Source organism: Citrobacter sp. Cpo040 (assembly GCF_030332915.1).
Classification (GTDB): Bacteria; Pseudomonadota; Gammaproteobacteria; order Enterobacterales; family Enterobacteriaceae; genus Citrobacter; species Citrobacter portucalensis.
The window spans coordinates 691,049-715,436 of the sequence record NZ_JAOWGX010000036.1; the positions used below are offsets into that span (position 1 = coordinate 691,049).

The 24,388-nt window shown below is 52.3% G+C and carries 19 protein-coding genes; 18 read left to right on the forward strand and 1 reads right to left on the reverse strand.

Features of this window, described 5'->3' with window-relative positions:
* Positions 1-97 precede the first annotated feature (97 nt).
* The 14 genes from OGX86_RS18210 (at position 98) to OGX86_RS18275 (ending at position 15,971) form a co-directional block, all read left to right on the forward strand.
* Complete coding sequence (locus OGX86_RS18210; protein WP_038639302.1) at positions 98-790, forward strand: DUF421 domain-containing protein; 693 nt, start codon at positions 98-100, stop codon at positions 788-790.
* A gap of 212 nt (positions 791-1,002) precedes the next feature.
* Positions 1,003-2,091, forward strand: coding sequence for a 3-phosphoserine/phosphohydroxythreonine transaminase (gene serC, locus OGX86_RS18215; protein WP_032942886.1), 1,089 nt, complete (start codon positions 1,003-1,005; stop codon positions 2,089-2,091).
* Positions 2,092-2,160: 69 nt separating this feature from the next.
* Complete coding sequence (gene aroA, locus OGX86_RS18220; RefSeq protein WP_286640351.1) at positions 2,161-3,444, forward strand: 3-phosphoshikimate 1-carboxyvinyltransferase; 1,284 nt, start codon at positions 2,161-2,163, stop codon at positions 3,442-3,444.
* A gap of 140 nt (positions 3,445-3,584) precedes the next feature.
* The gene (loiP, locus tag OGX86_RS18225) at positions 3,585-4,346 is read left to right on the forward strand and encodes a metalloprotease LoiP (RefSeq protein ID WP_048225883.1); all 762 of its coding nucleotides are present in this window, start codon (positions 3,585-3,587) and stop codon (positions 4,344-4,346) included.
* Between the two features lie 171 nt (positions 4,347-4,517).
* Complete coding sequence (cmk, locus tag OGX86_RS18230) at positions 4,518-5,201, forward strand: (d)CMP kinase (protein WP_003035772.1); 684 nt, start codon at positions 4,518-4,520, stop codon at positions 5,199-5,201.
* 113 nt (positions 5,202-5,314) lie between these two features.
* Positions 5,315-6,988 (forward strand): 30S ribosomal protein S1, encoded by a 1,674-nt coding sequence (gene rpsA, locus OGX86_RS18235; RefSeq protein WP_003035776.1) that lies wholly within the window; start codon positions 5,315-5,317, stop codon positions 6,986-6,988.
* 159 nt (positions 6,989-7,147) lie between these two features.
* Complete coding sequence (gene ihfB / locus OGX86_RS18240) at positions 7,148-7,432, forward strand: integration host factor subunit beta (protein ID WP_003035780.1); 285 nt, start codon at positions 7,148-7,150, stop codon at positions 7,430-7,432.
* Positions 7,433-7,638: 206 nt separating this feature from the next.
* A complete protein-coding gene (locus OGX86_RS18245; RefSeq protein WP_168978465.1) occupies positions 7,639-9,903 on the forward strand; it encodes a ComEC family protein in 2,265 nt (754 codons plus the stop codon).
* 36 nt (positions 9,904-9,939) lie between these two features.
* A complete protein-coding gene (gene msbA, locus OGX86_RS18250) occupies positions 9,940-11,688 on the forward strand; it encodes a lipid A ABC transporter ATP-binding protein/permease MsbA (RefSeq protein WP_048214571.1) in 1,749 nt (582 codons plus the stop codon).
* Positions 11,685-12,662, forward strand: coding sequence for a tetraacyldisaccharide 4'-kinase (gene lpxK / locus OGX86_RS18255; RefSeq protein ID WP_048225879.1), 978 nt, complete (start codon positions 11,685-11,687; stop codon positions 12,660-12,662). The genes msbA and lpxK overlap by 4 nt, the downstream gene beginning before the upstream one ends.
* A gap of 41 nt (positions 12,663-12,703) precedes the next feature.
* Complete coding sequence (locus OGX86_RS18260; RefSeq protein ID WP_048225877.1) at positions 12,704-13,936, forward strand: winged helix-turn-helix domain-containing protein; 1,233 nt, start codon at positions 12,704-12,706, stop codon at positions 13,934-13,936.
* A gap of 51 nt (positions 13,937-13,987) precedes the next feature.
* Positions 13,988-14,170 carry a protein YcaR gene (gene ycaR, locus OGX86_RS18265; RefSeq protein ID WP_003035793.1) on the forward strand — a complete coding sequence of 61 codons (183 nt, stop codon included), beginning with the start codon at positions 13,988-13,990 and terminating at the stop codon, positions 14,168-14,170.
* Positions 14,167-14,913, forward strand: a complete 747-nt coding sequence (gene kdsB, locus OGX86_RS18270) for a 3-deoxy-manno-octulosonate cytidylyltransferase (protein ID WP_003831932.1) — start codon at positions 14,167-14,169, stop codon at positions 14,911-14,913. Before ycaR ends, kdsB begins: the two co-directional genes overlap by 4 nt.
* Positions 14,914-15,077: 164 nt before the next feature.
* Positions 15,078-15,971, forward strand: coding sequence for a YcbJ family phosphotransferase (locus tag OGX86_RS18275; RefSeq protein WP_003831934.1), 894 nt, complete (start codon positions 15,078-15,080; stop codon positions 15,969-15,971).
* Between the two features lie 93 nt (positions 15,972-16,064).
* Here OGX86_RS18275 and elyC read toward each other — a convergent pair whose 3' ends face one another.
* Positions 16,065-16,829 carry an envelope biogenesis factor ElyC gene (gene elyC / locus OGX86_RS18280; RefSeq protein ID WP_003836882.1) on the reverse strand — a complete coding sequence of 255 codons (765 nt, stop codon included), beginning with the start codon at positions 16,827-16,829 and terminating at the stop codon, positions 16,065-16,067.
* A gap of 135 nt (positions 16,830-16,964) precedes the next feature.
* On the opposite strand from elyC, the gene cmoM reads away from it, so the two are divergent.
* Genes cmoM through mukB form a run of 4 tightly spaced genes read left to right on the forward strand, consistent with a single transcriptional unit; the run spans position 16,965 to position 24,228 of the window.
* Positions 16,965-17,768 (forward strand): tRNA uridine 5-oxyacetic acid(34) methyltransferase CmoM, encoded by an 804-nt coding sequence (gene cmoM / locus OGX86_RS18285; protein ID WP_286640352.1) that lies wholly within the window; start codon positions 16,965-16,967, stop codon positions 17,766-17,768.
* Positions 17,761-19,083 carry a chromosome partition protein MukF gene (mukF, locus tag OGX86_RS18290; protein ID WP_003831939.1) on the forward strand — a complete coding sequence of 441 codons (1,323 nt, stop codon included), beginning with the start codon at positions 17,761-17,763 and terminating at the stop codon, positions 19,081-19,083. The genes cmoM and mukF overlap by 8 nt, the downstream gene beginning before the upstream one ends.
* Complete coding sequence (gene mukE, locus OGX86_RS18295; RefSeq protein WP_003035809.1) at positions 19,064-19,768, forward strand: chromosome partition protein MukE; 705 nt, start codon at positions 19,064-19,066, stop codon at positions 19,766-19,768. The genes mukF and mukE overlap by 20 nt, the downstream gene beginning before the upstream one ends.
* A complete protein-coding gene (gene mukB / locus OGX86_RS18300; RefSeq protein WP_103284966.1) occupies positions 19,768-24,228 on the forward strand; it encodes a chromosome partition protein MukB in 4,461 nt (1,486 codons plus the stop codon). Before mukE ends, mukB begins: the two co-directional genes overlap by 1 nt.
* Positions 24,229-24,388 lie beyond the last annotated feature (160 nt).

Below are 24,388 nucleotides of genomic sequence, written 5' to 3' on the forward strand. Positions count from 1 at the left end.
CGGGTTTTCAATGAACGGCGCTATCGCCGCCGGAGCCCAGGCGTAAATAAAACTATTGGCTATGCTTTCACACAGTCAACAATGTTAAGAGCACAAAATGAAAGCATTCGATTTACAGCGTATGGCACTGGATAAGGTGCCAATGGAGTTTCTTGGTGAGGTTGCGCTGCGCAGTCTCTATACCTTTATATTGGTTTTTCTGTTTTTAAAGCTTACAGGGCGGCGTGGCGTAAGGCAGATGTCGCTTTTTGAAGTGCTGATTATTCTTACGCTGGGCTCTGCGGCGGGCGATGTTGCGTTTTATGACGATGTGCCGATGATTCCGGTGCTGGTGGTTTTTATTACCCTGGCGCTGCTTTATCGTCTTGTCATGTGGCTGATGTCACACAGCGAAAAGCTGGAAGATCTACTGGAAGGCAAGCCAGTGGTCATCATTGAAGACGGTGAATTGTCATGGTCAAAGCTTAATCGCGCCAATATGACGGAATTCGAATTCTTTATGGAGCTGCGTTTGAACGGCGTAGAGCAACTGGGGCAGGTAAAACTCGCTATTCTGGAGACGAATGGGCAGATCAGCGTTTACTTCTTTGCCGATGAAGACGTAAAACCGGGTCTTAGCATTCTGCCTAAACATTGTACGCAGCGATTTAAGGTGGTACCTGAAACAGGCGACTATGCATGCGTACGGTGTAGTGAAGTGGTGCAAATGAGCGCGGGGGATCATCAATTATGTCCGCGCTGCGCAAATCCAGAATGGTCGAAGGCCAGTCGGGCAAAACGGGTTACCTGACAGCAAAAATCTCGGTTTTTACCCGTCAATCCGATAGATTCTGTTGTGTGACGGATGACGCATTTTTACCCTTGCCAGTTTTACCCATTGCGGCGCGTGTCACTGAATGATAAAACCGATATCCACAGGAATAACTTATACCAATGTCTGTCACCGGATTATCGTCAATGACAGGATGTTGATTGGACAACAACACAACGTGGTGAGGGGAAATGGCTCAGGTCTTCAATTTTAGTTCAGGTCCGGCAATGTTACCGGCAGAAGTACTTAAACTGGCTCAACAGGATCTTTGTGACTGGAACGGTCTTGGCACGTCAGTGATGGAAATTAGCCACCGTGGCAAAGAATTCATCCAGGTCGCAGAGGAAGCGGAGCAGGATTTTCGCGATCTTCTCAGCATCCCCTCCAACTATAAAGTGTTGTTCTGCCATGGCGGTGGTCGCGGGCAGTTCGCGGGTATCCCGTTAAATATTCTGGGCGATAAAACCACCGCGGATTACGTCGATGCCGGTTATTGGGCCGCCAGCGCAATTAAAGAAGCGAAAAAATACTGCACGCCAAACGTTATTGATGCCAAAGTCACCGTGGACGGCCTGCGTGCTGTTAAGCCGATGAGTGAATGGCAGCTTTCTGATAACGCGGCATACCTGCACTATTGCCCGAACGAAACCATCGATGGCATTGCGATCGATGAAACGCCGAATTTTGCCAGCAACGTTGTGGTCACGGCGGATCTGTCCTCCACCATTCTTTCCGCACCGCTTGACGTTAGCCGTTATGGCGTAATTTATGCCGGGGCACAGAAAAATATCGGCCCGGCCGGTCTGACGATTGTCATTGTCCGTGAAGATTTGCTGGGTAAAGCTCATGTGTCCTGCCCGTCAATCCTCGACTATACCGTGCTGAATGACAACGATTCCATGTTCAATACGCCGCCAACCTTTGCCTGGTATCTGTCTGGCCTGGTCTTTAAATGGCTGAAAAAGCAAGGCGGTGTTAATGCGATGGATAAAATTAACCAGCAAAAAGCGGAATTGCTCTACGGCGTAATCGATAACAGCGATTTCTACCGTAACGATGTGGCGAAATCCAACCGTTCACGCATGAACGTCCCGTTCCAACTGGCTGACAGCGCACTGGATAAACTGTTCCTGGAAGAGTCTTTTGCTGCGGGCCTGCACGCGCTGAAAGGGCATCGTGTGGTCGGCGGTATGCGTGCGTCCATCTACAATGCAATGCCGCTTGAAGGTGTAAAAGCACTGACCGATTTCATGGTCGATTTCGAGCGCCGCCGCGGCTAATCTGCTGTACTTTTCATCCCCACAGCCCGTCTGTGGGGTTTTTATATCTGTTTTTGAGAGTCGAGTTTCATGGAATCCCTGACGTTACAACCCATTGCGCGGGTGGATGGCACCATCAATCTGCCTGGATCCAAAAGTGTTTCTAACCGCGCTTTGCTACTGGCTGCATTAGCCAATGGCACCACTGTCCTGACCAATCTGCTGGACAGCGATGATGTTCGCCATATGCTCAATGCTCTGAATGCGTTAGGGATTAGCTATACCCTTTCTGCCGATCGTACCCGCTGCGAGATAATCGGCAATGGTGGTGCATTGCACGCAGAAGGTGCAGTTGAGCTGTTCCTTGGCAATGCCGGAACCGCAATGCGCCCGCTGGCCGCAGCGCTATGTCTGGGTAGCAATGACATCGTGCTGACGGGTGAACCGCGCATGAGAGAGCGCCCGATCGGCCATCTGGTTGATGCGCTGCGCCAGGGCGGAGCCAAAATTGACTATCTGGAGCAGGAAAACTATCCACCTTTACGTCTGCGCGGTGGCTTTACCGGAGGCCAGGTTGAGGTAGACGGTAGCGTTTCCAGCCAGTTCCTTACTGCGCTGCTGATGACTGCGCCGCTGGCGCCACAGGATACGACGATCGCAATTAAAGGTGAACTGGTATCCAAACCCTACATTGATATCACACTGAACCTGATGAAAACGTTTGGTGTTGAAATTGAAAATCAAAACTACCAGCGCTTTGTCGTGAAGGGGCAGCAGCAGTATCAGTCACCGGGAGCATACCTGGTTGAAGGCGATGCTTCTTCCGCTTCCTATTTCCTCGCGGCGGGTGCTATTAAAGGCGGTACGGTAAAAGTTACCGGGATTGGCCGCAACAGCATGCAGGGTGATATTCGTTTTGCCGATGTACTGGAAAAAATGGGTGCGACCATTACATGGGGCGACGATTTTATTGCCTGTACTCACGGCGAGTTGAACGCAGTGGATATGGATATGAACCATATTCCTGACGCGGCGATGACCATTGCAACGGCGGCGCTGTTTGCGAAAGGCACCACGACTTTACGTAACATCTACAACTGGCGTGTCAAAGAGACCGATCGTCTGTTCGCGATGGCGACGGAGTTACGCAAAGTGGGCGCGGAAGTGGAAGAGGGGCATGACTTTATCCGCATCACCCCGCCTGCGACATTGCAATTTGCGGACATCGCGACCTACAACGATCACCGCATGGCAATGTGTTTCTCGCTGGTGGCGTTGTCTGACACGCCGGTGACCATTCTTGACCCAAAATGTACCGCCAAAACCTTCCCGGATTATTTCGAACAGTTGGCTCGTATTAGTACATCTGCCTGATTCTCCCGGAACGCCGATCCTCCCGGACTGGCGTTCCGAGGTCCGTAACCGCACTGTTTTTATGCTTTCAACTAATGCTAATTTGTTGATGATTTAACTTATTTATTTGTTTTTACTATAAATATCAACGGAAGATTAGCATGAAGCATAAATCACTCTTTTTGGCGTTAGCAGTTTCCGCCACGTTGCTGGCTGGTTGTAAAAATGGTGTGAATGGCGACCTTGTTGCCAGTTCCGGTATGGCTGCTTATAAAGCAGCGACACTTTCTGATGCTGATGTCAAAGCCCTCTCTAACAGTTCATGTAAGCAGATGGATAGCGAAAATCAGCTGGCGGGCGCGAAAAGCAAGTACACTAAGCGCCTGAATAAAATTGCGAAAGCGTTGGGTAATAACATTGATGGAACGCCAGTTAACTATAAAGTTTATATGACCAGTGATATCAATGCCTGGGCAATGGCGAATGGATGCGTACGTGTTTATTCGGGCTTGATGGACCTGATGACTGACAATGAAATAGAAGGCGTGCTGGGTCATGAGCTGGGCCATGTTTCTTTAGGGCACTCGCGTAAAGCAATGCAGACCGCGTATGCCACTCTGGCTGCGCGTGATGCTATTTCTGCGACCAGCGGCGTCGCTTCTCAGCTTTCCCAGTCTCAGTTGGGCGATTTGGCAGAAGGCGTGATTAATTCAGCGTTCTCCCGTAGTCAGGAATCAGATGCGGATGACTTTTCCTATGACTTGCTGAAAAAACGCGGTATTGACCGCCAGGGCTTAGTGACTGCGTTTGATAAGTTTGCCACGATGGACGCAGGCCATGCCAAATCACTGATGGATTCTCACCCAGCATCTGACGATCGCGCTCAGCATATGCGTGAACGTATCGCTGCAGATAAAAAGTAAATCAGTGTCATCTTCCGGGCTGGTTTCTCACCAGCCCGCTATAATTGCGCAATTCTTCCTCATATCGTTACAGACTAATCGGGTTTTTACACTCTGTGTTAACGATTATTTGCGTTGGCGCGTATAATGCGCGGCGTTCACGTTAACGTATGCCCGTTTAAGGAGAAAAAGATGACGGCAATTGCCCCGGTTATTACCATTGATGGCCCAAGCGGTGCAGGTAAAGGCACCTTGTGCAAGGCAATGGCGGAAGCATTGCAGTGGCATCTGTTAGATTCAGGCGCGATCTACCGCGTACTGGCGCTCGCAGCGTTACATCACCATGTTGATGTCACATCTGAAGATGCTCTGGTACCGCTTGCCTCACACCTGGATGTGCGTTTTATCTCAACAGACGGCAACCTGGAAGTCATTCTTGAAGGTGAAGATGTCAGCGGTGAAATCCGCACTCAGGAAGTAGCGAATGCCGCCTCTCAGGTTGCGGCGTTTCCCCGCGTGCGTGAAGCGCTTTTACGTCGTCAACGCGCGTTTCGCGAAACCCCTGGCCTGATTGCCGATGGACGTGATATGGGCACCGTGGTGTTCCCGGATGCGCCGGTGAAAATTTTTCTGGACGCCTCCTCGCAAGAACGTGCGCATAGACGTATGCTACAGTTGCAGGAGAAGGGCTTTAGTGTTAACTTTGAACGCCTTTTGGCCGAGATCGAAGAACGCGATTATCGCGATCGTAACCGTGCTGTAGCGCCGCTGGTTCCCGCTGCTGATGCTTTAGTTTTGGATTCAACCCGATTAAGCATTGAGCAAGTGATTGAAAAAGCGTTACAATACGCGCGCCAAAAACTGGCTCTCGCTTAAGTGCGACCGAATTTGCAGTACCCCCGTTGCAATGGATTGACAGCGGGTATGTTAAACAACCCCATCCGGCATGGAGCCAGGTGGACGTTAAATATGAAACCTGAAGATTAAACATGACTGAATCTTTTGCTCAACTGTTTGAAGAATCCTTAAAAGAAATCGAAACCCGTCCGGGTTCCATCGTTCGTGGTGTTGTTGTTGCTATCGACAAAGACGTAGTACTGGTTGACGCTGGTCTGAAATCTGAGTCCGCCATTCCGGCAGAGCAGTTCAAAAACGCCCAGGGCGAGCTGGAAATCCAGGTTGGTGACGAAGTTGACGTTGCTCTGGATGCAGTAGAAGACGGCTTCGGTGAAACCCTGCTGTCCCGTGAAAAAGCTAAACGTCACGAAGCTTGGATCACGCTGGAAAAAGCTTACGAAGAAGCTGCAACCGTTACTGGTGTTATCAATGGCAAAGTCAAGGGTGGCTTCACTGTTGAGCTGAATGGTATTCGCGCGTTCCTGCCGGGTTCCCTGGTAGACGTTCGTCCGGTCCGCGACACGCTGCACTTGGAAGGCAAAGAGCTTGAATTCAAAGTCATCAAGCTGGATCAGAAGCGTAACAACGTTGTTGTTTCCCGTCGTGCCGTTATCGAATCCGAAAACAGCGCAGAACGCGATCAGCTGCTGGAAAACCTGCAGGAAGGCATGGAAGTTAAAGGTATCGTTAAGAACCTCACTGACTACGGTGCATTCGTTGATCTGGGTGGCGTTGACGGCCTGCTGCACATCACCGACATGGCATGGAAACGCGTTAAGCATCCGAGCGAAATCGTAAACGTTGGCGACGAAATCACTGTTAAAGTGCTGAAGTTCGACCGCGAGCGTACTCGTGTATCTCTGGGCCTGAAACAGCTGGGCGAAGATCCATGGGTAGCTATCGCTAAGCGTTATCCGGAAGGTACCAAACTGACTGGTCGCGTGACCAACCTGACCGACTACGGCTGCTTCGTTGAAATCGAAGAAGGCGTTGAAGGCCTGGTTCACGTTTCCGAAATGGATTGGACCAACAAAAACATCCACCCGTCCAAAGTTGTTAACGTTGGCGATGTAGTGGAAGTTATGGTTCTGGATATCGACGAAGAACGTCGTCGTATCTCCCTGGGTCTGAAGCAGTGCAAAAACAACCCATGGCAGCAGTTCGCGGAAACCCACAACAAGGGTGACCGTGTTGAAGGTAAAATCAAGTCTATCACTGACTTCGGTATCTTCATCGGCCTGGACGGCGGCATCGACGGCCTGGTTCACCTGTCTGACATCTCCTGGAACGTTGCAGGCGAAGAAGCAGTTCGTGAATACAAAAAAGGCGACGAAATCGCAGCAGTTGTTCTGCAGGTTGACGCAGAGCGTGAGCGTATCTCTCTGGGCGTTAAACAGCTCGCAGAAGATCCGTTCAACAACTGGGTTGCACTGAACAAGAAAGGCGCAATCGTAAACGGTAAAGTCACTGCAGTTGACGCTAAAGGCGCAACCGTAGAACTGGCTGACGGCGTTGAAGGTTACCTGCGCGCTTCTGAAGCTTCACGTGACCGCGTTGAAGATGCAACTCTGGTTCTGAGCGTGGGCGACGACGTTGAAGCTAAATTCACCGGCGTTGATCGTAAGAACCGTGCAATCAGCCTGTCTGTTCGTGCTAAAGACGAAGCTGATGAGAAAGATGCAATCGCAACTGTTAACAAACAGGAAGATGCTAACTTCTCTAACAACGCAATGGCTGAAGCTTTCAAAGCAGCTAAAGGCGAGTAATATCGAGTGCTCTAAATCCTTTGTGCTGTTAACGGCACAAAGGGTGACGAGTAGCTTGACAGATTACAGGATTCGTCCTGTAATCAATGACAAAGGGCGGCTACGGCCGCCCTTAATCAATGCAGCAGCTAATTATGCCTTTAAGGAACCGGAGGAATCATGACCAAGTCAGAATTGATTGAAAGACTTGCAACCCAGCAACCTCATATTCCCGCGAAAGCGGTTGAAGATGCAGTTAAAGAGATGCTGGAACATATGGCCTCGACTCTTGCGCAGGGCGAGCGTATTGAAATCCGCGGTTTCGGCAGCTTCTCTTTGCATTACCGCGCACCACGCACCGGACGTAATCCGAAGACCGGCGATAAAGTGGATCTGGAAGGGAAATACGTTCCGCACTTTAAACCAGGTAAAGAATTGCGCGATCGCGCCAATATTTACGGTTAAGTTTTTAGCGAGACTTAATGCCGAGAAAAGCACCCAAATGGGTGCTTTTTTCATTTCTGTTCACCTATCCTGGAATCCTCATCCCAGTTAATTTGTACGTTACAACCATCACTAAATGTCTGCGGAACTCAGGTCGTATAACGATAAATTGATGCCAGACAACCGTCGAAGAGTACTGCACACTCCCTGTAACAGGGAGGTGATTGATGAAAATAACAACGGTGAGTATCTGCGCATTACTCGGCATTCTCCCACTCATGCTATTGCCTATGCTGCCAGGCATGTTGTGTATCGGCATTGTATTTTGTCTGGCATGTCTGCTCTGTTTTCTCCCCTACAAATATATGCGTTCCGCCGGACTAACCCTGTTGTTTTTTCTTTGGGGAATCCTGGCCGCGAAAGAGGCTATGTGGGCCGGTAATATGCTGCCTGCGAAAACCCAGCAAGCCATTGTGCGGATAACCGGAACTGACAATATGACAACGCACTATGGCCAGATCACTCACCTTCAGGGGAAACGAATCTTTCCTGCACAAGGAATCGTCTTGTACGGGCAGTATTTACCCGGTGATGTTTGTGCGGGTCAGACATGGGCGATGACGTTGAAAGTCCGCGCTGTACACGGTCAATTAAACGAAGGCGGATTTGATAGCCAGCGTTACGCATTGGCGCAGCATCAACCGCTGACGGGACGATTCTTGCAGGCTTCGGTAATCACACCAAAATGTAGTTTGCGTTCGCGGTATCTCGCCTCGCTGAAAACGGCACTCACCGACTATCCCTGGCAGCAGGTCATACTGGGTCTGGGAATGGGGGAGCGCTTGTCTGTGTCACAAGAAGTGAAAACGATTATGCGTGATACCGGCACGGCTCATTTGATGGCTATCTCCGGGCTGCATATTGCGTTTGCTGCATTACTGACCGCAGGATTGATACGTGCTGGACAATTTTTTATGCCAACAAGGTGGATTTGCTGGCAGATGCCATTAGTGGGTGGGATTGTCTGTGCCACATTTTATGCCTGGCTGACGGGGCTGCAACCCCCGGCATTACGAACGGTTGTTGCGCTGCTAGTCTGGGGGGCGCTGAGACTTAGCGGCAGGCAGTGGAGTGGATGGTCGGTCTGGATCTGCTGTCTGGCAGCCATCGTGGTGGTGGATCCTGTTGCTGTTCTTTCGCAAAGCCTATGGTTGTCTGCATCCGCCGTTGCGGCACTGCTGTTCTGGTACCAATGGGTACCGCTCCCGGACTGGTCGCTGTCGCGTGCTGGACGTCAATTTCTGGCGCTGGCGCATCTGCAAATGGGTATTACGCTTCTGCTTCTTCCCGTACAAATCGCAATGTTTCACGGTTTTAGTCTGACCTCGTTTCTGGCTAATTTGTTTGCCGTCCCTTTGGTCACGTTTGTTTCCGTACCCTTGATATTAGCAGGCATGATCGTGCATTTAGCCGGGACGGTGATGGTTGAATCAAGCCTGTGGTATCTAGCGGATCGTTCTCTGGCGCTGCTATTTTGGGGGCTCAGGAGCCTGCCTGAAGGGTGGATCAATATTGATGCACGCTGGCAATGGCTCGCATTTTTACCCGGAATGATGATTATCGCATGGCGACTAAATATTTTGCGTACGCTACCGGTGGTCTGTTTCTCTGTGCTCCTTTTGCTGAGTGGGCCGCTTTGGCGTGCACCGCGTACTGATGTGTGGCAAGTGCATATGCTGGATGTCGGGCAGGGGCTGGCGATGGTGATCGCGCGAAATGGGAAAGCGCTGCTTTACGATACCGGTCTGGCATGGCCTGAAGGCGATAGCGCACAACAGCTGATTATTCCCTGGTTGCGTTGGCATAATCTGGAGCCGGAAGGAATTATTTTAAGCCATGAGCACATGGATCACCGCGGCGGGTTGCACTCCTTACAACAAGCCTGGCCGTCGCTATGGGTAAGAAGTCCGCTGAGCTGGAAAGGTCATCTCCCGTGTTTTCGCGGAGAGCATTGGCAATGGCAAGGGTTAACCTTCAGTGCGCACTGGCCTGTGCGTGGAAATACAGACCAGGGGAATAACCACTCCTGCGTGGTTAAGGTCGATGACGGATATCAGAGTATTCTGCTGACCGGCGATATCGAATCTCCTGCTGAACAAAAAATGCTAAGTCACTATTGGCAGCACCTTCAGTCGACGGTGATGCAGGTTCCACATCATGGCAGCAATACTTCATCATCACTGGCACTCATTCAGCGGGTTGACGGGCAGATCGCACTCGCCTCTGCATCCCGTTACAACGCCTGGCGTCTGCCGTCCTGGAAAGTGAAGCAACGTTATCGGCAACAAAATTATCAATGGCTGGATACCCCCCATCAGGGACAGATTACGCTGGATTTTTATCAAAAAAACTGGCGCATACGCAGCATGCGGGATCAGATTTTACCTCGTTGGTATCATCAGTGGTTTGGCGTGTCGGAGGATAACGGGTAGAATATGCGGCTATTCTAACAAATGCTGGTTTTTTGAATGCATAACGATAAAGATCTCTCTACGTGGCAGACGTTTCGCCGACTATGGCCAACCATAGCGCCTTTTAAATCGGGTCTGATCGTGGCGGGTATAGCGTTAGTCCTTAACGCGGCCAGCGATACCTTCATGTTATCGCTCCTTAAACCATTACTGGATGATGGTTTTGGTAAAACGGATCGCTCGGTGCTGCTGTGGATGCCGCTGGTGGTCATTGGGCTGATGATAGTTCGTGGCTTAACCAGCTATGTCTCCAGCTACTGTATCTCATGGGTGTCAGGCAAAGTGGTTATGACCATGCGCCGCCGCCTGTTTGGCCATATGATGGGCATGCCCGTCTCCTTTTTTGATAAACAGTCTACAGGGACATTGTTATCGCGTATTACCTATGATTCAGAACAGGTTGCGTCATCGTCTTCCGGCGCGCTGATCACCGTGGTACGTGAAGGGGCCTCAATCATTGGCCTGTTTATCATGATGTTCTATTACAGCTGGCAGCTGTCACTGATCCTGATTGTACTGGCGCCAATTGTGTCAGTGGCAATCCGTGTGGTTTCCAAGCGCTTTCGTAGCATCAGTAAAAACATGCAAAACACCATGGGTCAGGTTACGACCAGTGCGGAGCAGATGCTGAAAGGCCACAAAGAAGTTCTGATTTTTGGTGGTCAGGAAGTCGAAACCAAGCGCTTTGATAAGGTCAGCAACAAGATGCGTTTGCAGGGTATGAAGATGGTTTCCGCTTCTTCTATCTCCGACCCTATCATCCAGCTGATTGCGTCTTTGGCACTGGCCTTCGTGTTATATGCGGCTAGCTTCCCAAGCGTAATGGAAAATCTGACAGCAGGGACAATTACGGTTGTCTTCTCCTCAATGATCGCATTAATGCGTCCGTTGAAATCGCTGACCAACGTCAACGCGCAGTTCCAGCGCGGTATGGCGGCATGCCAGACATTATTTACGATTCTGGATAGCGAACAGGAGAAAGATGAAGGTAAACGTGTGATCGAGCGTGCTACCGGCGATCTCGAGTTCCGCAACGTGACGTTCACTTATCCGGGACGTGAAGTACCGGCTCTGCGTAACATCAACCTGAATATTCCCGCGGGTAAAACTGTTGCTCTGGTCGGCCGTTCGGGCTCAGGGAAATCCACCATCGCCAGCCTGATTACGCGCTTCTACGATATTGATGAAGGGCAGATTCTGATGGACGGACACGATCTGCGCGAATATACCCTGGCATCACTGCGCGATCAGGTTGCGTTGGTTTCGCAGAATGTGCACTTGTTTAACGATACGGTTGCCAACAACATCGCCTATGCGCGTACCGATATGTACAGCCGTGAGCAGATCGAAAAAGCGGCACAGATGGCCTACGCTATGGATTTCATCAACAAGATGGATAATGGCCTGGATACGGTGATTGGTGAAAACGGCGTCCTGCTTTCCGGCGGACAACGTCAGCGTATCGCTATCGCCCGTGCCTTGTTGCGTGACAGCCCAATTCTGATCCTTGATGAAGCAACATCGGCTCTTGATACTGAATCTGAACGCGCGATTCAGTCTGCGCTGGATGAGCTACAGAAAAACCGTACTTCTCTGGTCATTGCTCACCGTCTTTCAACCATTGAACAAGCCGACGAAATCATCGTGGTGGAGGATGGTCTGATTGTCGAACGCGGAACCCATAGCGAGCTGATTGAGCAGCGCGGGGTGTATGCGCAATTACACAAAATGCAATTTGGTCAATGATCGCACGTATCTGGTCTGGTGAATCGCCGCTGTGGCGATTGTTACTTCCACTCTCCTGGCTGTATGGCCTGGTGAGTGGTGCGATCCGCTTATGCTACAAGTTAGGGCTTAAACGCGCATGGCGCGCGCCAGTCCCGGTAGTGGTGGTCGGAAACCTTACCGCGGGCGGAAACGGTAAAACGCCGGTGGTGATTTGGTTGGTTGAACAACTGCGACAACGCGGGATTCGCGTGGGTGTGGTATCGCGTGGATATGGCGGGAAAGCGACTGCTTACCCGCTGTTGCTAACAGCTGATACTACTACCGCAGAAGCGGGCGATGAACCTGTGCTGATCGCCCAACGTACCGGCGTGCCGGTAGCGGTATCCCCGGTAAGATCGGATGCGGTAAAAGCCATTTTGGCCCAACACGACGTGCAGATTATTGTGACGGACGATGGACTACAGCACTATCGTCTGGCGCGAGATGTTGAAATCGTAGTCATTGACGGCGAACGTCGGTTTGGCAACGGCTGGTGGCTTCCCGCTGGTCCAATGCGGGAACGCGCAGGTCGCCTTAAATCGGTGGATGCGACTATTGTTAACGGTGGCGTTGCGCAACCAGGGGAAATCCCTATGCGACTTGAACCGGGGCTGGCCGTTAATTTACGTACAGGTGAACGCCGTGGTGTGGCGCAATTGTCCAATATTGTCGCCATGGCGGGCATTGGTCATCCACCGCGTTTTTTTGCCACGCTGAAAGCATGTGGTGCTAGCGTGCAAAAAAGCATTGCGCTGGCAGACCATCAGTCTCTGACCTACAGTGACGTCAGTGCGTTTGTAGACGCCGGGCAAACGCTGGTCATGACGGAAAAAGATGCGGTTAAGTGCCGGGAATTTGCCGATGAAAACTGGTGGTATTTACCTGTTGATGCACATTTGTCAGGCGATCGGCCTGATGTATTGCTGAATAGCTTAATCTCGCTGACTCGCTAACTGATTCACGCTGCGGCAGCGAATCATTTATGAGGCCATAAATGTCGTTGCCGCGCCTTTCTCTGACGGATGCCCGTCATCTTCACCTTGCTGCTCAAGGTCTGCTGAAAAAAACACGCCGCCGGGCAACCCCGGCAGATATTCTCGCGACCATTTCGCGCATGTCGTTACTGCAAATCGACACCATCAATATTGTGGCGCGCAGTCCTTACCTGGTGCTGTTTAGTCGTTTAGGCGATTATTCCCCCCAATGGCTGGACGACTCGTTACAGCAGGGCGAACTGATGGAATACTGGGCGCACGAGGCCTGTTTTCTGCCGCGCAGCGATTTTATGCTGATACGTCACCGCATGCTGGCCCCGGAGAAAATGGGCTGGAAATATAAAGCGGCGTGGATGAAAGAACATGCGCATGAGATTGAGCAACTGCTCCAGCACATCCAGCATAACGGGCCGGTACGCTCAGCTGATTTTGAGCATCCACGCAAAGGGACCAGCGGCTGGTGGGAATGGAAACCGCAGAAGCGTCATCTTGAAGGGTTGTTCACTGCCGGGAAAGTGATGGTCGTGGAACGGCGTAATTTCCAGCGAGTGTATGATTTAACCCATCGCGTCATGCCGCACTGGGACGATGAACGCGACCCACTTTCGCAAGAAGATGCTGAAAGTGTCATGCTGGATAACAGCGCCCGCAGTCTGGGGATTTTCCGCGAACAATGGCTGGCAGACTACTACCGCCTGAAGCGCCCGGCGCTAAAAAACTGGTGCAACGAACGGGCGGAACAGCGGCAGATTATTCCTGTCGACGTTGAGGGGCTAGGAGCCTTGTGGCTGCATAGCCACCTTCAGCCGCTGCTTGAACAGGCGCTGGCGGGCAAATTAACGGCGACTCACAGTGCAGTATTATCACCTTTTGATCCGGTGGTCTGGGATCGTAAACGGGCAGAGCAGCTATTCGATTTTAGCTATCGGCTGGAGTGTTACACGCCAGCACCAAAACGTCAGTACGGTTATTTCGTCTTACCGCTGCTGCATCGCGGACAGTTAGTTGGGCGGATGGATGCCAAAATGCACCGCAAAACAGGTGTGCTGGACGTTATTTCGCTGTGGTTACAGGATGGGGTTAAGCCTGGAGTGACGTTGCAAAAAGGATTGTTTCAGGCGATTGACGATTTTGCCCGCTGGCAGCAGGCAGCACGCGTGACGCTGGGACGTTATCCTGAAGGTTTATTTGCTGATGCACGCCATGGTTGGGAAATAGACCCAGCCCTTTAAGCGATTATGTTAATATTTACGGATTCACAATCCGGTCCATCTGGAGGAACTATGGATCATCGTCTGCTTGAAATCATTGCCTGCCCGGTATGCAATGGCAAACTCTGGTTTAACCAGGAAAAACAGGAACTGATTTGTAAACTGGATAACCTTGCTTTCCCACTGCGTGATGGCATTCCCGTGTTACTGGAAACCGAAGCCCGCGTTCTGACTGCTGATGAGAGTAAATCATGAGTTTTGTGGTCATTATTCCTGCGCGTTATGCGTCCACTCGTCTGCCGGGTAAGCCGTTGCTGGATATCAACGGTAAACCGATGATCGTGCATGTACTGGAGCGTGCGCGTGAATCTGGCGCTGAACGTATCATCGTTGCCACCGATCACGAGGATGTCGCTCGCGCGGTAGAAGCGGTGGGTGGCGAAGTGTGCATGACTCGCGCCGATCACCAGTCTGGTACGGAGCGCCTGGCGGAAGTCGTCGAGAAATGTGGTTTTAGCGATGATACCGTTATTGTGAACGTACAGGGTGATGAGCCGATGATTCCGGCGGTCATTATTCGCCAGGTGGCTGAGAATCTGGCGCAACGTCAGGTCGGTATGGCGACTCTTGCGGCTCCGATTCACAGTGCGGAAGAGGCATTTAATCCGAATGCGGTAAAAGTCGTGTTGGACGCTGAAGGATATGCTCTCTATTTTTCACGCGCGACCATCCCATGGGATCGCGATCGTTTCGCCAAAAGTCTGGAAACGGTGGGGGACACCTTTCTGCGCCATCTGGGCATTTACGGCTATCGCGCCGGTTTTATTCGCCGCTATGTTAACTGGCAGCCTAGCCCGCTTGAGCATATCGAAATGCTGGAGCAGCTGCGAGTGCTGTGGTACGGCGAAAAAATTCACGTTGCCGTCGCAAAAGAAGTCCCGGGTACCGGCGTAGACACTGCCGAAGATCTTGAGCGCGTTCGCGCCGAGATGCATTAGTTTTTCTCACGGCACTCCCCCATATTGAGGCGTATTTTTGGGAGGAGTGTCGTATCGTTGCGCTTTCCCTCCACTTTTCTTTTCATCAATTGATCTCATCCGGGTGACATCTGTCTGCACGACGCTCATTATGAAAGCAGTAGCATTTATGAGGGCAATCTGAAATGGAACAGTTGCGTGCCGAACTCAGCCACCTGCTGGGCGAAAAACTGAGTCGCATAGAATGCGTGAATGAAAAAGTGGATACGGCCCTGTGGTCACTGTACGACAGCCAGGGAAATCCGATGCCGCTGATGGCGAGAAGTTTCACCACGCCAGGTATGGCGCAGCAGCTGGCATGGAAAACCTCCATGTTGGCGCGCAGTGGTACGGTGCGAATGCCCGTCATTTACGGGGTCTTAACCCACGAAGAGCATCCCGGTCCCGATGTGCTACTGCTTGAGCGTTTACGCGGTGTGCCGGTGGAAGCGCCAGCCCGAACGCCCGAACGCTGGGAACATTTAAAAGATCAGATCGTAGAAGGTCTGCTGTCATGGCATCGGCAGGATAGCCGTGGTTGCGTGGGAATGGTGGATAACACGCAAGAGAATATCTGGCCATCCTGGTATCGTCAGCGTGTTGAAGTGTTGTGGACCACGTTAAATCAGTTCAACAATACCGGGCTGACGATGCAGGATAAGCGGATCCTGTTTCGTACCCGTGAGTGTTTGCCCGCTTTATTTGAAGGATTCAATGATAACTGCGTGCTGATCCACGGTAATTTTAGTTTACGTAGCATGCTCAAAGACGCCCGTAGCGATCAGCTTCTGGCGATGGTCGGACCGGGATTGATGCTGTGGGCACCCAGAGAGTATGAATTGTTCCGTTTAATGGATAATGCGCTGGCGGAAAGTCTGCTTTGGCAATACCTGCAACGCGCGCCCGTGGCGGAGTCCTTCATCTGGCGGCGCTGGCTGTATGTGTTATGGGATGAGGTGGCGCAACTGGTCAACACCGGACGTTTTAACCGCTCCAACTTTGACCTTGCCACGAAATCACTGCTGCCGTGGCTCGCCTGATGAACATGTGAACGCCTTATCCGGCCTACAATTCTGCGCTGAACACGTAGGCCTGATAAGACGCGTTAGTGTCGCCATCAGGCAACATTACTGTCAATGTTCCGATCCCTTTAGCCACTGCCAGATTCGCCCCAACGTTTCGTAACCAACACGATCGCTATGCATCAACCAGACGGGAGAGGGGATCGCGCGCTCCCACGGATTAAGCGGTGAGTCAATCGCTAACTGGTTGGCTGGTGCGGGCAACGGATGTAGTCCGGCCTGTTGGAAGAAAATCATTGCTCGTGGTAAGTGCGATGCGGAGGTCACCAGCAGGAACGGCGCGCTGCCGATGGCCTGCTTCACCGCTGCGGCTTCTTCTTCGGTGTCTTTGGGTTTATCCAGCGTGATGATATCACCGGGCGGCACACCCAGTGACTGCGCTACGCGGGCGCCCGCTTCTGCAGTACTGACGTTATTGCTCTTTGCCGCAGCACCGGTAAAGATAAGCTTCGATCCCGGGTTAGCACGCCAGAGGCGAATACCTTCATTCAGACGCGGAAGACTGTTGCTTATCAGGTTTGAACTCGGCGCCCACTGTGGATTCCAGGTATACCCACCGCCCAGCACCACAATGTATTCCACTTTTTGTGTATCCTGCCAGGTTGGATAGCTGTCCTCAATCGGTTTCAGCAGACTGTCAGCGACGGGCTGCAAGCTTAGAAGTAACAGTGCCAGCCAACTCAGGCTAATGCATACTTTCCCTGTTTTTTGAAAGCGGCTAAACCAGAGCAGCGCCAGGCCTATGCCCATGATAATGAGCATTAGCGGAAGTGGCAGCATCATACCGCCAATCACTTTCTTCAGCGTAAAAAGCATCCTTTTTGGTTCCTTTTTTAACCATACAGCAGGGGATCAGCAGGGATATTACACCAGGAAGGTTCATTCTCGGCGTGGGTGTGACAAAATAGCGGTTTTACTTAGTCACCCTAAAGCCAGCATGTGGAGAGCCCGATGCGGGATCGCAATTTTGATGACATTGCAGAGAAGTTTTCCCGTAACATTTACGGCACCACCAAAGGTCAGCTTCGTCAGACGATCCTCTGGCAGGATCTGGACAAACTTCTTGCCGACTACGCGGGCCAAACGTTGCGTGTGCTTGATGCGGGTGGCGGAGAAGGGCAGACAGCCATTCTGATGGCGCAGCGGGGCCATCACGTCACCTTGTGCGATCTTTCTGCTGAGATGGTGGCGCGAGCGCAACGGGCGGCAGAAGAGCAAGGTGTGAGCGACAACATGCATTTTATACATTGTGCCGCTCAGGACATTCCACAGCATTTGGATTCTCAGGTTGATCTGATATTGTTTCATGCTGTGCTGGAATGGGTGGCCGATCCGCAAGCCGTCTTAAAAACATTGTGGTCGATGTTACGCCCGGGCGGTGCTTTATCGCTGATGTTCTACAATGCAAACGGTCTGTTGATGCGTAATGTGTTGGTCGGTAATTTCGGCTATGTACAGCAGGGAATGTATAAAAAGAAACGGCGCACGTTGTCTCCCGATTTTCCGCGCGACCCTCAGCAGGTCTATGGCTGGCTGGAGGAGATTGGCTGGGAGATAATCGGTAAAACGGGCGTGAGGGTGTTTCATGATTATCTGCGTGATAAACAAAAACAGCATGACTGTTTTGATGCTTTAACAGAAATAGAAACACGTTATTGCCGCCAGGAACCGTATATCAGCCTTGGGCGCTATATTCATGTCACCGCGATTAAACGTCCGGCCCGAGCCGCAGATGCAAGGATAACCTATGAGTGAATTTTCCCAGACAGTCCCCGAACTGGTTGCCTGGGCCAGAAAAAATGACTTCTCCATCTCTCTGCCGGTAGACAGACTTTCGTTCCTGCTGGCTGTTGCCACACTAAACGGTGAGCGACTTGACGGTGAGATGAGTGAAGGTGAACTGGTGGATGCGTTCCGCCATGTGAGTGATGCGTTTGAGCAAACCAGCGAAACCATCGGCGTCCGCGCCAACAACGCGATCAACGATATGGTGCGTCAACGTCTGCTGAACCGCTTTACCAGCGAGCAGGCTGAAGGCAACGCCATTTACCGTTTAACGCCGCTCGGGATTGGCATCACAGATTACTATATTCGTCAGCGCGAATTCTCTACGCTGCGTCTTTCTATGCAGCTGTCAATTGTGGCAGGCGAACTGAAGCGCGCGGCGGATGCGGCAGCGGAAGGTGGTGATGAGTTCCACTGGCATCGCAACGTCTATGCGCCATTGAAATACTCGGTGGCGGAGATTTTCGACAGTATCGATCTGACCCAGCGCATCATGGATGAACAGCAGCAGCAGGTAAAAGACGACATCGCACAGTTGCTAAACAAAGACTGGCGGGCGGCGATTTCTAGCTGTGAAATGCTGCTGTCAGAAACATCTGGTACGCTGCGTGAGCTGCAAGATACGCTGGAAGCGGCAGGGGATAAGCTACAGGCTAACCTGTTACGCATCCAGGACGCCACGATGACGCATGACGATTTGCATTTTGTCGATCGGCTGGTGTTTGATTTACAAAGCAAGCTCGACCGCATTATTAGCTGGGGTCAGCAGTCCATTGACTTGTGGATCGGCTACGATCGTCACGTGCATAAATTTATCCGTACCGCGATCGATATGGATAAAAACCGCGTCTTCGCCCAGCGTCTGCGTCAGTCCGTGCAGACCTACTTTGACGACCCATGGGCGCTGACCTATGCCAACGCCGATCGTCTGCTGGATATGCGTGACGAGGAGATGGTGCTGCGTGACGAAGAGGTCACCGGTGAACTTCCGGAAGATCTGGAATATGAAGAATTTAACGAGATCCGTGAGCAGCTGGCGGCGATCATCGAAGAACAGCTGGCTATCTACAAATCCAGACAAACACCACTGGATCTCGGTTTGGTAGTGCGCGAGTATCTGGCGCAATACCCACGTGCGCGTCATTTCGACGTCGCGCGCATTGTTATCGATCAGGCGGTACGCCTTGGCGTAGCGCAAGCAGACTTCACCGGACTGCCAGCAAAATGGCAGCCGATTAATGATTACGGAGCCAAGGTACAGGCGCATGTCATTGACAAATATTGAACAAGTGATGCCGGTAAAGCTGGCGCAGGCGCTGGCGAATCCGTTATTTCCGGCGCTGGATAGCGCCTTACGTTCGGGCCGACATATCGGCCTGGATGAACTGGATAATCATGCCTTCCTGATGGATTTTCAGGAATATTTTGAAGAGTTTTATAGCCGATATAACGTGGAATTAATCCGTGCGCCGGAAGGGTTCTTCTACCTTCGCCCGCGTTCCACGACGCTCATTCCGCGTTCGGTCCTGTCTGAACTGGACATGATGGTCGGTAAAATTCTTTGCTATCTCTATCTCAGCCCGGAACGCCTGGCGAACGAAGGGATTTTTACCCAGCAAGAGCTGTACGACGAGCTGCTAACGCTGGCAGATGAAGCGAAGTTACTGAAGCTGGTGAACAACCGTTCAACCGGTTCTGACGTTGACCGCCAGAAGCTACAGGAAAAAGTGCGTTCTTCGCTCAACCGCTTGCGCCGCTTAGGCATGGTGTGGTTTCTGGGTCACGACAGCAGCAAATTCCGTATTACGGAATCTGTCTTCCGCTTTGGCGCGGATGTGCGTAGCGGTGACGATCCGCGTGAAGCACAGCGTCGCTTAATTCGTGATGGTGAAGCGATGGCGGTCGAGAACCGTCTGCAGCTCAACGATGAGCCCGAAGAGAATCAGCCGGACAGTGGAGAAGAAGAATAATGATTGAACGCGGTAAATTTCGCTCACTTACGCTGATTAACTGGAATGGTTTTTTTGCCCGTACGTTTGATCTCGATGAGCTGGTCACCACGCTGTCCGGTGGTAACGGTGCGGGTAAATCCACCACCATGGCGGCATTTGTTACGGCGCTCATTCCGGACTTAACCCTGCTGCATTTCCGTAACACCACCGAAGCCGGTGCAACCAGCGGTTCACGTGATAAAGGCCTGCACGGTAAGCTGAAAGCAGGGGTTTGTTATTCAATGCTCGACGTCCTTAATTCGCGTCATCAGCGCGTGGTCGTGGGTGTGCGTCTGCAACAGGTTGCTGGTCGCGATCGCAAAGTGGATATCAAACCGTTTGCCATTCAGGGGCTGCCGATGTCGGTACAGCCAACCCAACTGGTGACGGAAACGCTGAACGAACGCCAGGCGCGCGTACTGTCTCTACCTGAGCTGAAAGAGAAGCTTGATGAGATGGAAGGCGTGCAGTTTAAGCAGTTCAACTCAATAACCGATTATCACTCATTGATGTTCGATCTGGGCATCATTGCCCGTCGTCTGCGCTCTGCGTCCGATCGTAGTAAATTCTACCGTCTGATTGAAGCCTCGCTGTACGGCGGGATCTCCAGCGCCATTACCCGTTCACTGCGTGACTACCTGCTGCCGGAAAACAGCGGCGTACGTAAAGCGTTCCAGGATATGGAAGCCGCGCTGCGTGAAAATCGTATGACGCTGGAAGCGATTCGCGTAACCCAGTCTGACCGCGACCTGTTTAAGCATTTAATCAGTGAAGCGACCAACTATGTGGCCGCAGATTATATGCGCCACGCCAATGAACGTCGCATCCATCTGGATAAAGCACTGGAATATCGTCGTGAACTGTATACCTCGCGCAAGCAGCTGGCGGCAGAGCAGTACAAACACGTGGATATGGCGCGTGAACTGGGTGAACACAACGGTGCGGAAGGCGATCTGGAAGCTGATTACCAGGCCGCGAGCGATCACCTGAATCTGGTGCAAACCGCGCTGCGTCAGCAGGAAAAAATTGAACGCTACGAGGCGGATCTCGAAGAATTGCAGGTCCGTCTTGAAGAACAAAACGAGGTGGTCGCGGAAGCCGTTGACCGCCAGGATGAAAACGAAGCCCGCGCAGAAGCCGCTGAGCTGGAAGTGGATGAGCTGAAAAGCCAGCTTGCCGATTACCAGCAAGCGCTGGACGTCCAGCAAACGCGAGCCATCCAGTATACTCAGGCGATCCAGGCCCTAAACCGGGCGAAAGAACTCTGCCACTTACCGGACCTGACAGCCGACAGCGCCGCCGAATGGCTGGAGACTTTCCAGGCCAAAGAGCAGGAAGCCACTGAAAAACTGCTGACGCTTGAACAAAAAATGAGCGTGGCGCAAACCGCGCATAGCCAGTTCGAACAGGCTTATCAGCTGGTGGCGGCTATCAACGGCCCGCTGGCGCGCGGTGAAGCCTGGAGCGTGGCGCGTGAACTGCTGCGCGAAGGCGTGGAGCAGCGCCATCTGGCGGAACAGGTTCAGCCGTTGCGTATGCGACTGAGCGAACTGGAGCAGCGTCTGCGCGAACAGCAGGATGCCGAGCGTCTACTGGCCGAATTCTGCAAGCGTCAGGGTAAACAGTTCGATATCGATGAGCTGGAAGCGCTGCACCAGGAGCTGGAAGCGCGCATCGCCGCCTTGTCGGACAGCGTCTCGTCTGCCAGCGAACAGCGTATGACACTGCGTCAGGAGCAGGAACAGCTGCAATCCCGTATTCAGCATTTGATGAAGCGGGCACCTGTCTGGCTGGCTGCGCAAAATAGCCTGAATCAGCTTAGCGAGCAGTGTGGCGAAGAGTTTACCTCCAGCCAGGACGTGACTGAGTATCTGCAACAATTGCTGGAGCGCGAGCGTGAGGCCATTGTTGAGCGTGATGAAGTCGGTGCACGTAAAAATGCAGTTGATGAAGAGATTGAACGTTTAAGTCAACCGGGCGGGGCGGAAGATCAGCGTCTGAACGCGCTGGCGGAACGCTTTGGCGGCGTACTGCTGTCAGAAATTTATGATGACGTTAGCCTTGAAGATGCACCGTACTTCTCTGCGCTATACGGTCCTTCGCGTCATGCCATTGTGGTACCGGATCTGTCGCTGATTACCGAACAGCTTGAAGGGCTGACGGATTGCCCGGAAGATCTCTATTTCATCGAAGGGGATCCGCAGTCGTTTGATGACAGCGTCTTCAGCGTTGATGAACTGGAAAATGCGGTGGTGGTGAAAACTGCCGAGCGTCAGTGGCGTTATTCTCGCTTCCCGACGGTGCCTATTTTTGGGCGTGCAGCACGTGAAAGCCGTATCGAAACCCTGCATGCCGAGCGTGAAGGGCTGTCTGAACGTTTCGCCACGCTCTCCTTTGACGTCCAGAAAACCCAACGTCTGCATCAGGCGTTCAGTCGCTTTATCGGCAGCCATCTGTCGGTGGCGTTTGAAGCCGATCCAGAAGCGGAAATTCGCCAACTGAATAGCCGTCGCGTTGAACTGGAACGTGCGCTGACCAATCATGAAAATGATAACCAGCAAAGCCGTATGCAGTTTGAACAGGCGAAAGAGGGCGTCTCTGCGCTGAACCGCCTGCTGCCGCGCTTGAATCTGCTGGCAGATGATACGCTAGCCGATCGCGTAGACGAAATTCGCGAGCGTCTGGATGAAGCTCAGGAAGCCGCGCGTTTTGTACAGCAACATGGCAATCAGTTGGCGAAACTGGAACCTATCGTTTCGGTTCTGCAAAATGACCCTGAGCAGTTTGAACAGCTGAAGGAAGACTATGCGTACTCCCAGCAGATGCAGCGCGATGCGCGTCAGCAGGCTTTTGCGCTGACCGAAGTCGTACAGCGTCGGGCGCACTTTAGTTATTCCGACTCAGCCGAAATGCTGAGCGGCAATAGCGATCTGAACGAAAAATTGCGTGAACGCCTGGAACAGGCGGAAGCCGAACGTACCCGCGCTCGTGAAGCGCTGCGCAGCCACGCCGCACAGTTAAGCCAGTACAACCAGGTCATGGCATCGCTGAAAAGCTCTTTTGACACCAAAAAAGAGCTGCTTAACGATTTACAACGTGAACTGCAGGATATCGGCGTTCGTGCGGACAGCGGTGCCGAAGAGCGCGCGCGTATCCGCCGTGACGAACTGCATGCGCAGCTCAGCAACAACCGTGCACGCCGCAACCAACTTGAGAAAGCACTGACCTTCTGCGAAGCGGAGATGGAAAACCTGACCCGCAGACTGCGCAAGCTGGAACGTGATTATCATGAAATGCGCGAGCAGGTAGTCACCGCCAAAGCCGGCTGGTGTGCAGTCATGCGGATGGTGAAAGATAACGGTGTGGAACGTCGTCTTCACCGCCGCGAGTTGGCCTATCTTTCCGGTGACGAACTGCGTTCGATGTCGGATAAGGCGCTCGGTGCGCTACGTCTGGCGGTTGCGGATAACGAGCACCTGCGCGATGTGTTGCGTCTGTCTGAAGATCCAAAACGTCCAGAGCGCAAAATTCAGTTCTTCGTCGCGGTTTACCAGCATCTGCGTGAACGTATTCGCCAGGATATTATTCGTACCGATGATCCGGTGGAAGCCATTGAACAGATGGAGATTGAGCTGAGCCGTCTGACGGAAGAGTTAACCTCACGTGAACAGAAGCTGGCGATCAGCTCACGCAGCGTGGCGAATATTATTCGTAAGACCATTCAGCGTGAACAGAACCGTATTCGCATGCTGAACCAGGGGCTGCAAAGCGTGTCGTTTGGCCAGGTCAACAGCGTTCGCCTGAACGTCAATGTGCGTGAAACACATGCTACCTTGCTGGACGTACTTTCAGAGCAGCATGAACAGCATCAGGATCTGTTTAACAGCAATCGCCTGACCTTCTCAGAAGCGCTGGCGAAGCTGTATCAGCGTCTGAATCCGCAGATAGACATGGGGCAACGCACGCCGCAAACCATTGGTGAAGAGCTGCTGGATTATCGTAACTATCTGGAAATGGAAGTTGAGGTTAACCGTGGCTCTGACGGCTGGCTGCGTGCTGAGTCTGGTGCGTTGTCAACGGGTGAAGCGATCGGGACCGGGATGTCTATTCTGGTGATGGTGGTGCAAAGCTGGGAAGATGAAGGCCGCAGATTGCGCGGGAAAGATATCTCTCCTTGCCGCCTGCTGTTCCTTGATGAAGCTGCACGACTCGATGCACGTTCTATTGCGACCTTGTTTGAGCTGTGTGAACGTTTGCAGATGCAGCTGATTATCGCTGCGCCGGAAAACATCAGCCCAGAGAAAGGCACCACCTACAAACTGGTGCGTAAAGTCTTCCAGAACACCGAACACGTTCACGTGGTGGGGCTGCGCGGATTTGCGCCTCAGTTACCGGAACCACTGCCGGGGACTGAAGATGCCTCCTCGCAGGCAAGCTAAGCAAAAAGGCGGCTACATGGCTAATGCTCATCAGTTAAGCATGTATGATGAACATGTGATTCTTGCTCAGGGTTCCGTTCACCTCAGTGGTGTCATTTCTCTGAAGCGCAGATACCTGTGAACGTGCAAGGGAGGCTCATCGCCACCTCCCTTGCAACCC

What these genes read in the sequence shown, in the direction of transcription:
- lpxK (WP_048225879.1), top strand. Translation starts at nt 11,685, where the DNA reads ATGATCGCACGTATCTGGTCTGGTGAATCGCCGCTGTGGCGATTGTTA.
- loiP (WP_048225883.1), top strand. Translation starts at nt 3,585, where the DNA reads ATGAAGCATAAATCACTCTTTTTGGCGTTAGCAGTTTCCGCCACGTTG.
- cmk (WP_003035772.1), top strand. Translation starts at nt 4,518, where the DNA reads ATGACGGCAATTGCCCCGGTTATTACCATTGATGGCCCAAGCGGTGCA.
- OGX86_RS18245 (WP_168978465.1), top strand. Translation starts at nt 7,639, where the DNA reads ATGAAAATAACAACGGTGAGTATCTGCGCATTACTCGGCATTCTCCCA.
- mukF (WP_003831939.1), top strand. Translation starts at nt 17,761, where the DNA reads ATGAGTGAATTTTCCCAGACAGTCCCCGAACTGGTTGCCTGGGCCAGA.
- aroA (WP_286640351.1), top strand. Translation starts at nt 2,161, where the DNA reads ATGGAATCCCTGACGTTACAACCCATTGCGCGGGTGGATGGCACCATC.
- mukE (WP_003035809.1), top strand. Translation starts at nt 19,064, where the DNA reads ATGTCATTGACAAATATTGAACAAGTGATGCCGGTAAAGCTGGCGCAG.
- kdsB (WP_003831932.1), top strand. Translation starts at nt 14,167, where the DNA reads ATGAGTTTTGTGGTCATTATTCCTGCGCGTTATGCGTCCACTCGTCTG.
- elyC (WP_003836882.1), bottom strand. Translation starts at nt 16,829, where the DNA reads ATGCTTTTTACGCTGAAGAAAGTGATTGGCGGTATGATGCTGCCACTT.
- OGX86_RS18210 (WP_038639302.1), top strand. Translation starts at nt 98, where the DNA reads ATGAAAGCATTCGATTTACAGCGTATGGCACTGGATAAGGTGCCAATG.
- msbA (WP_048214571.1), top strand. Translation starts at nt 9,940, where the DNA reads ATGCATAACGATAAAGATCTCTCTACGTGGCAGACGTTTCGCCGACTA.
- ycaR (WP_003035793.1), top strand. Translation starts at nt 13,988, where the DNA reads ATGGATCATCGTCTGCTTGAAATCATTGCCTGCCCGGTATGCAATGGC.
- serC (WP_032942886.1), top strand. Translation starts at nt 1,003, where the DNA reads ATGGCTCAGGTCTTCAATTTTAGTTCAGGTCCGGCAATGTTACCGGCA.
- OGX86_RS18275 (WP_003831934.1), top strand. Translation starts at nt 15,078, where the DNA reads ATGGAACAGTTGCGTGCCGAACTCAGCCACCTGCTGGGCGAAAAACTG.
- OGX86_RS18260 (WP_048225877.1), top strand. Translation starts at nt 12,704, where the DNA reads ATGTCGTTGCCGCGCCTTTCTCTGACGGATGCCCGTCATCTTCACCTT.
- rpsA (WP_003035776.1), top strand. Translation starts at nt 5,315, where the DNA reads ATGACTGAATCTTTTGCTCAACTGTTTGAAGAATCCTTAAAAGAAATC.
- cmoM (WP_286640352.1), top strand. Translation starts at nt 16,965, where the DNA reads ATGCGGGATCGCAATTTTGATGACATTGCAGAGAAGTTTTCCCGTAAC.
- mukB (WP_103284966.1), top strand. Translation starts at nt 19,768, where the DNA reads ATGATTGAACGCGGTAAATTTCGCTCACTTACGCTGATTAACTGGAAT.
- ihfB (WP_003035780.1), top strand. Translation starts at nt 7,148, where the DNA reads ATGACCAAGTCAGAATTGATTGAAAGACTTGCAACCCAGCAACCTCAT.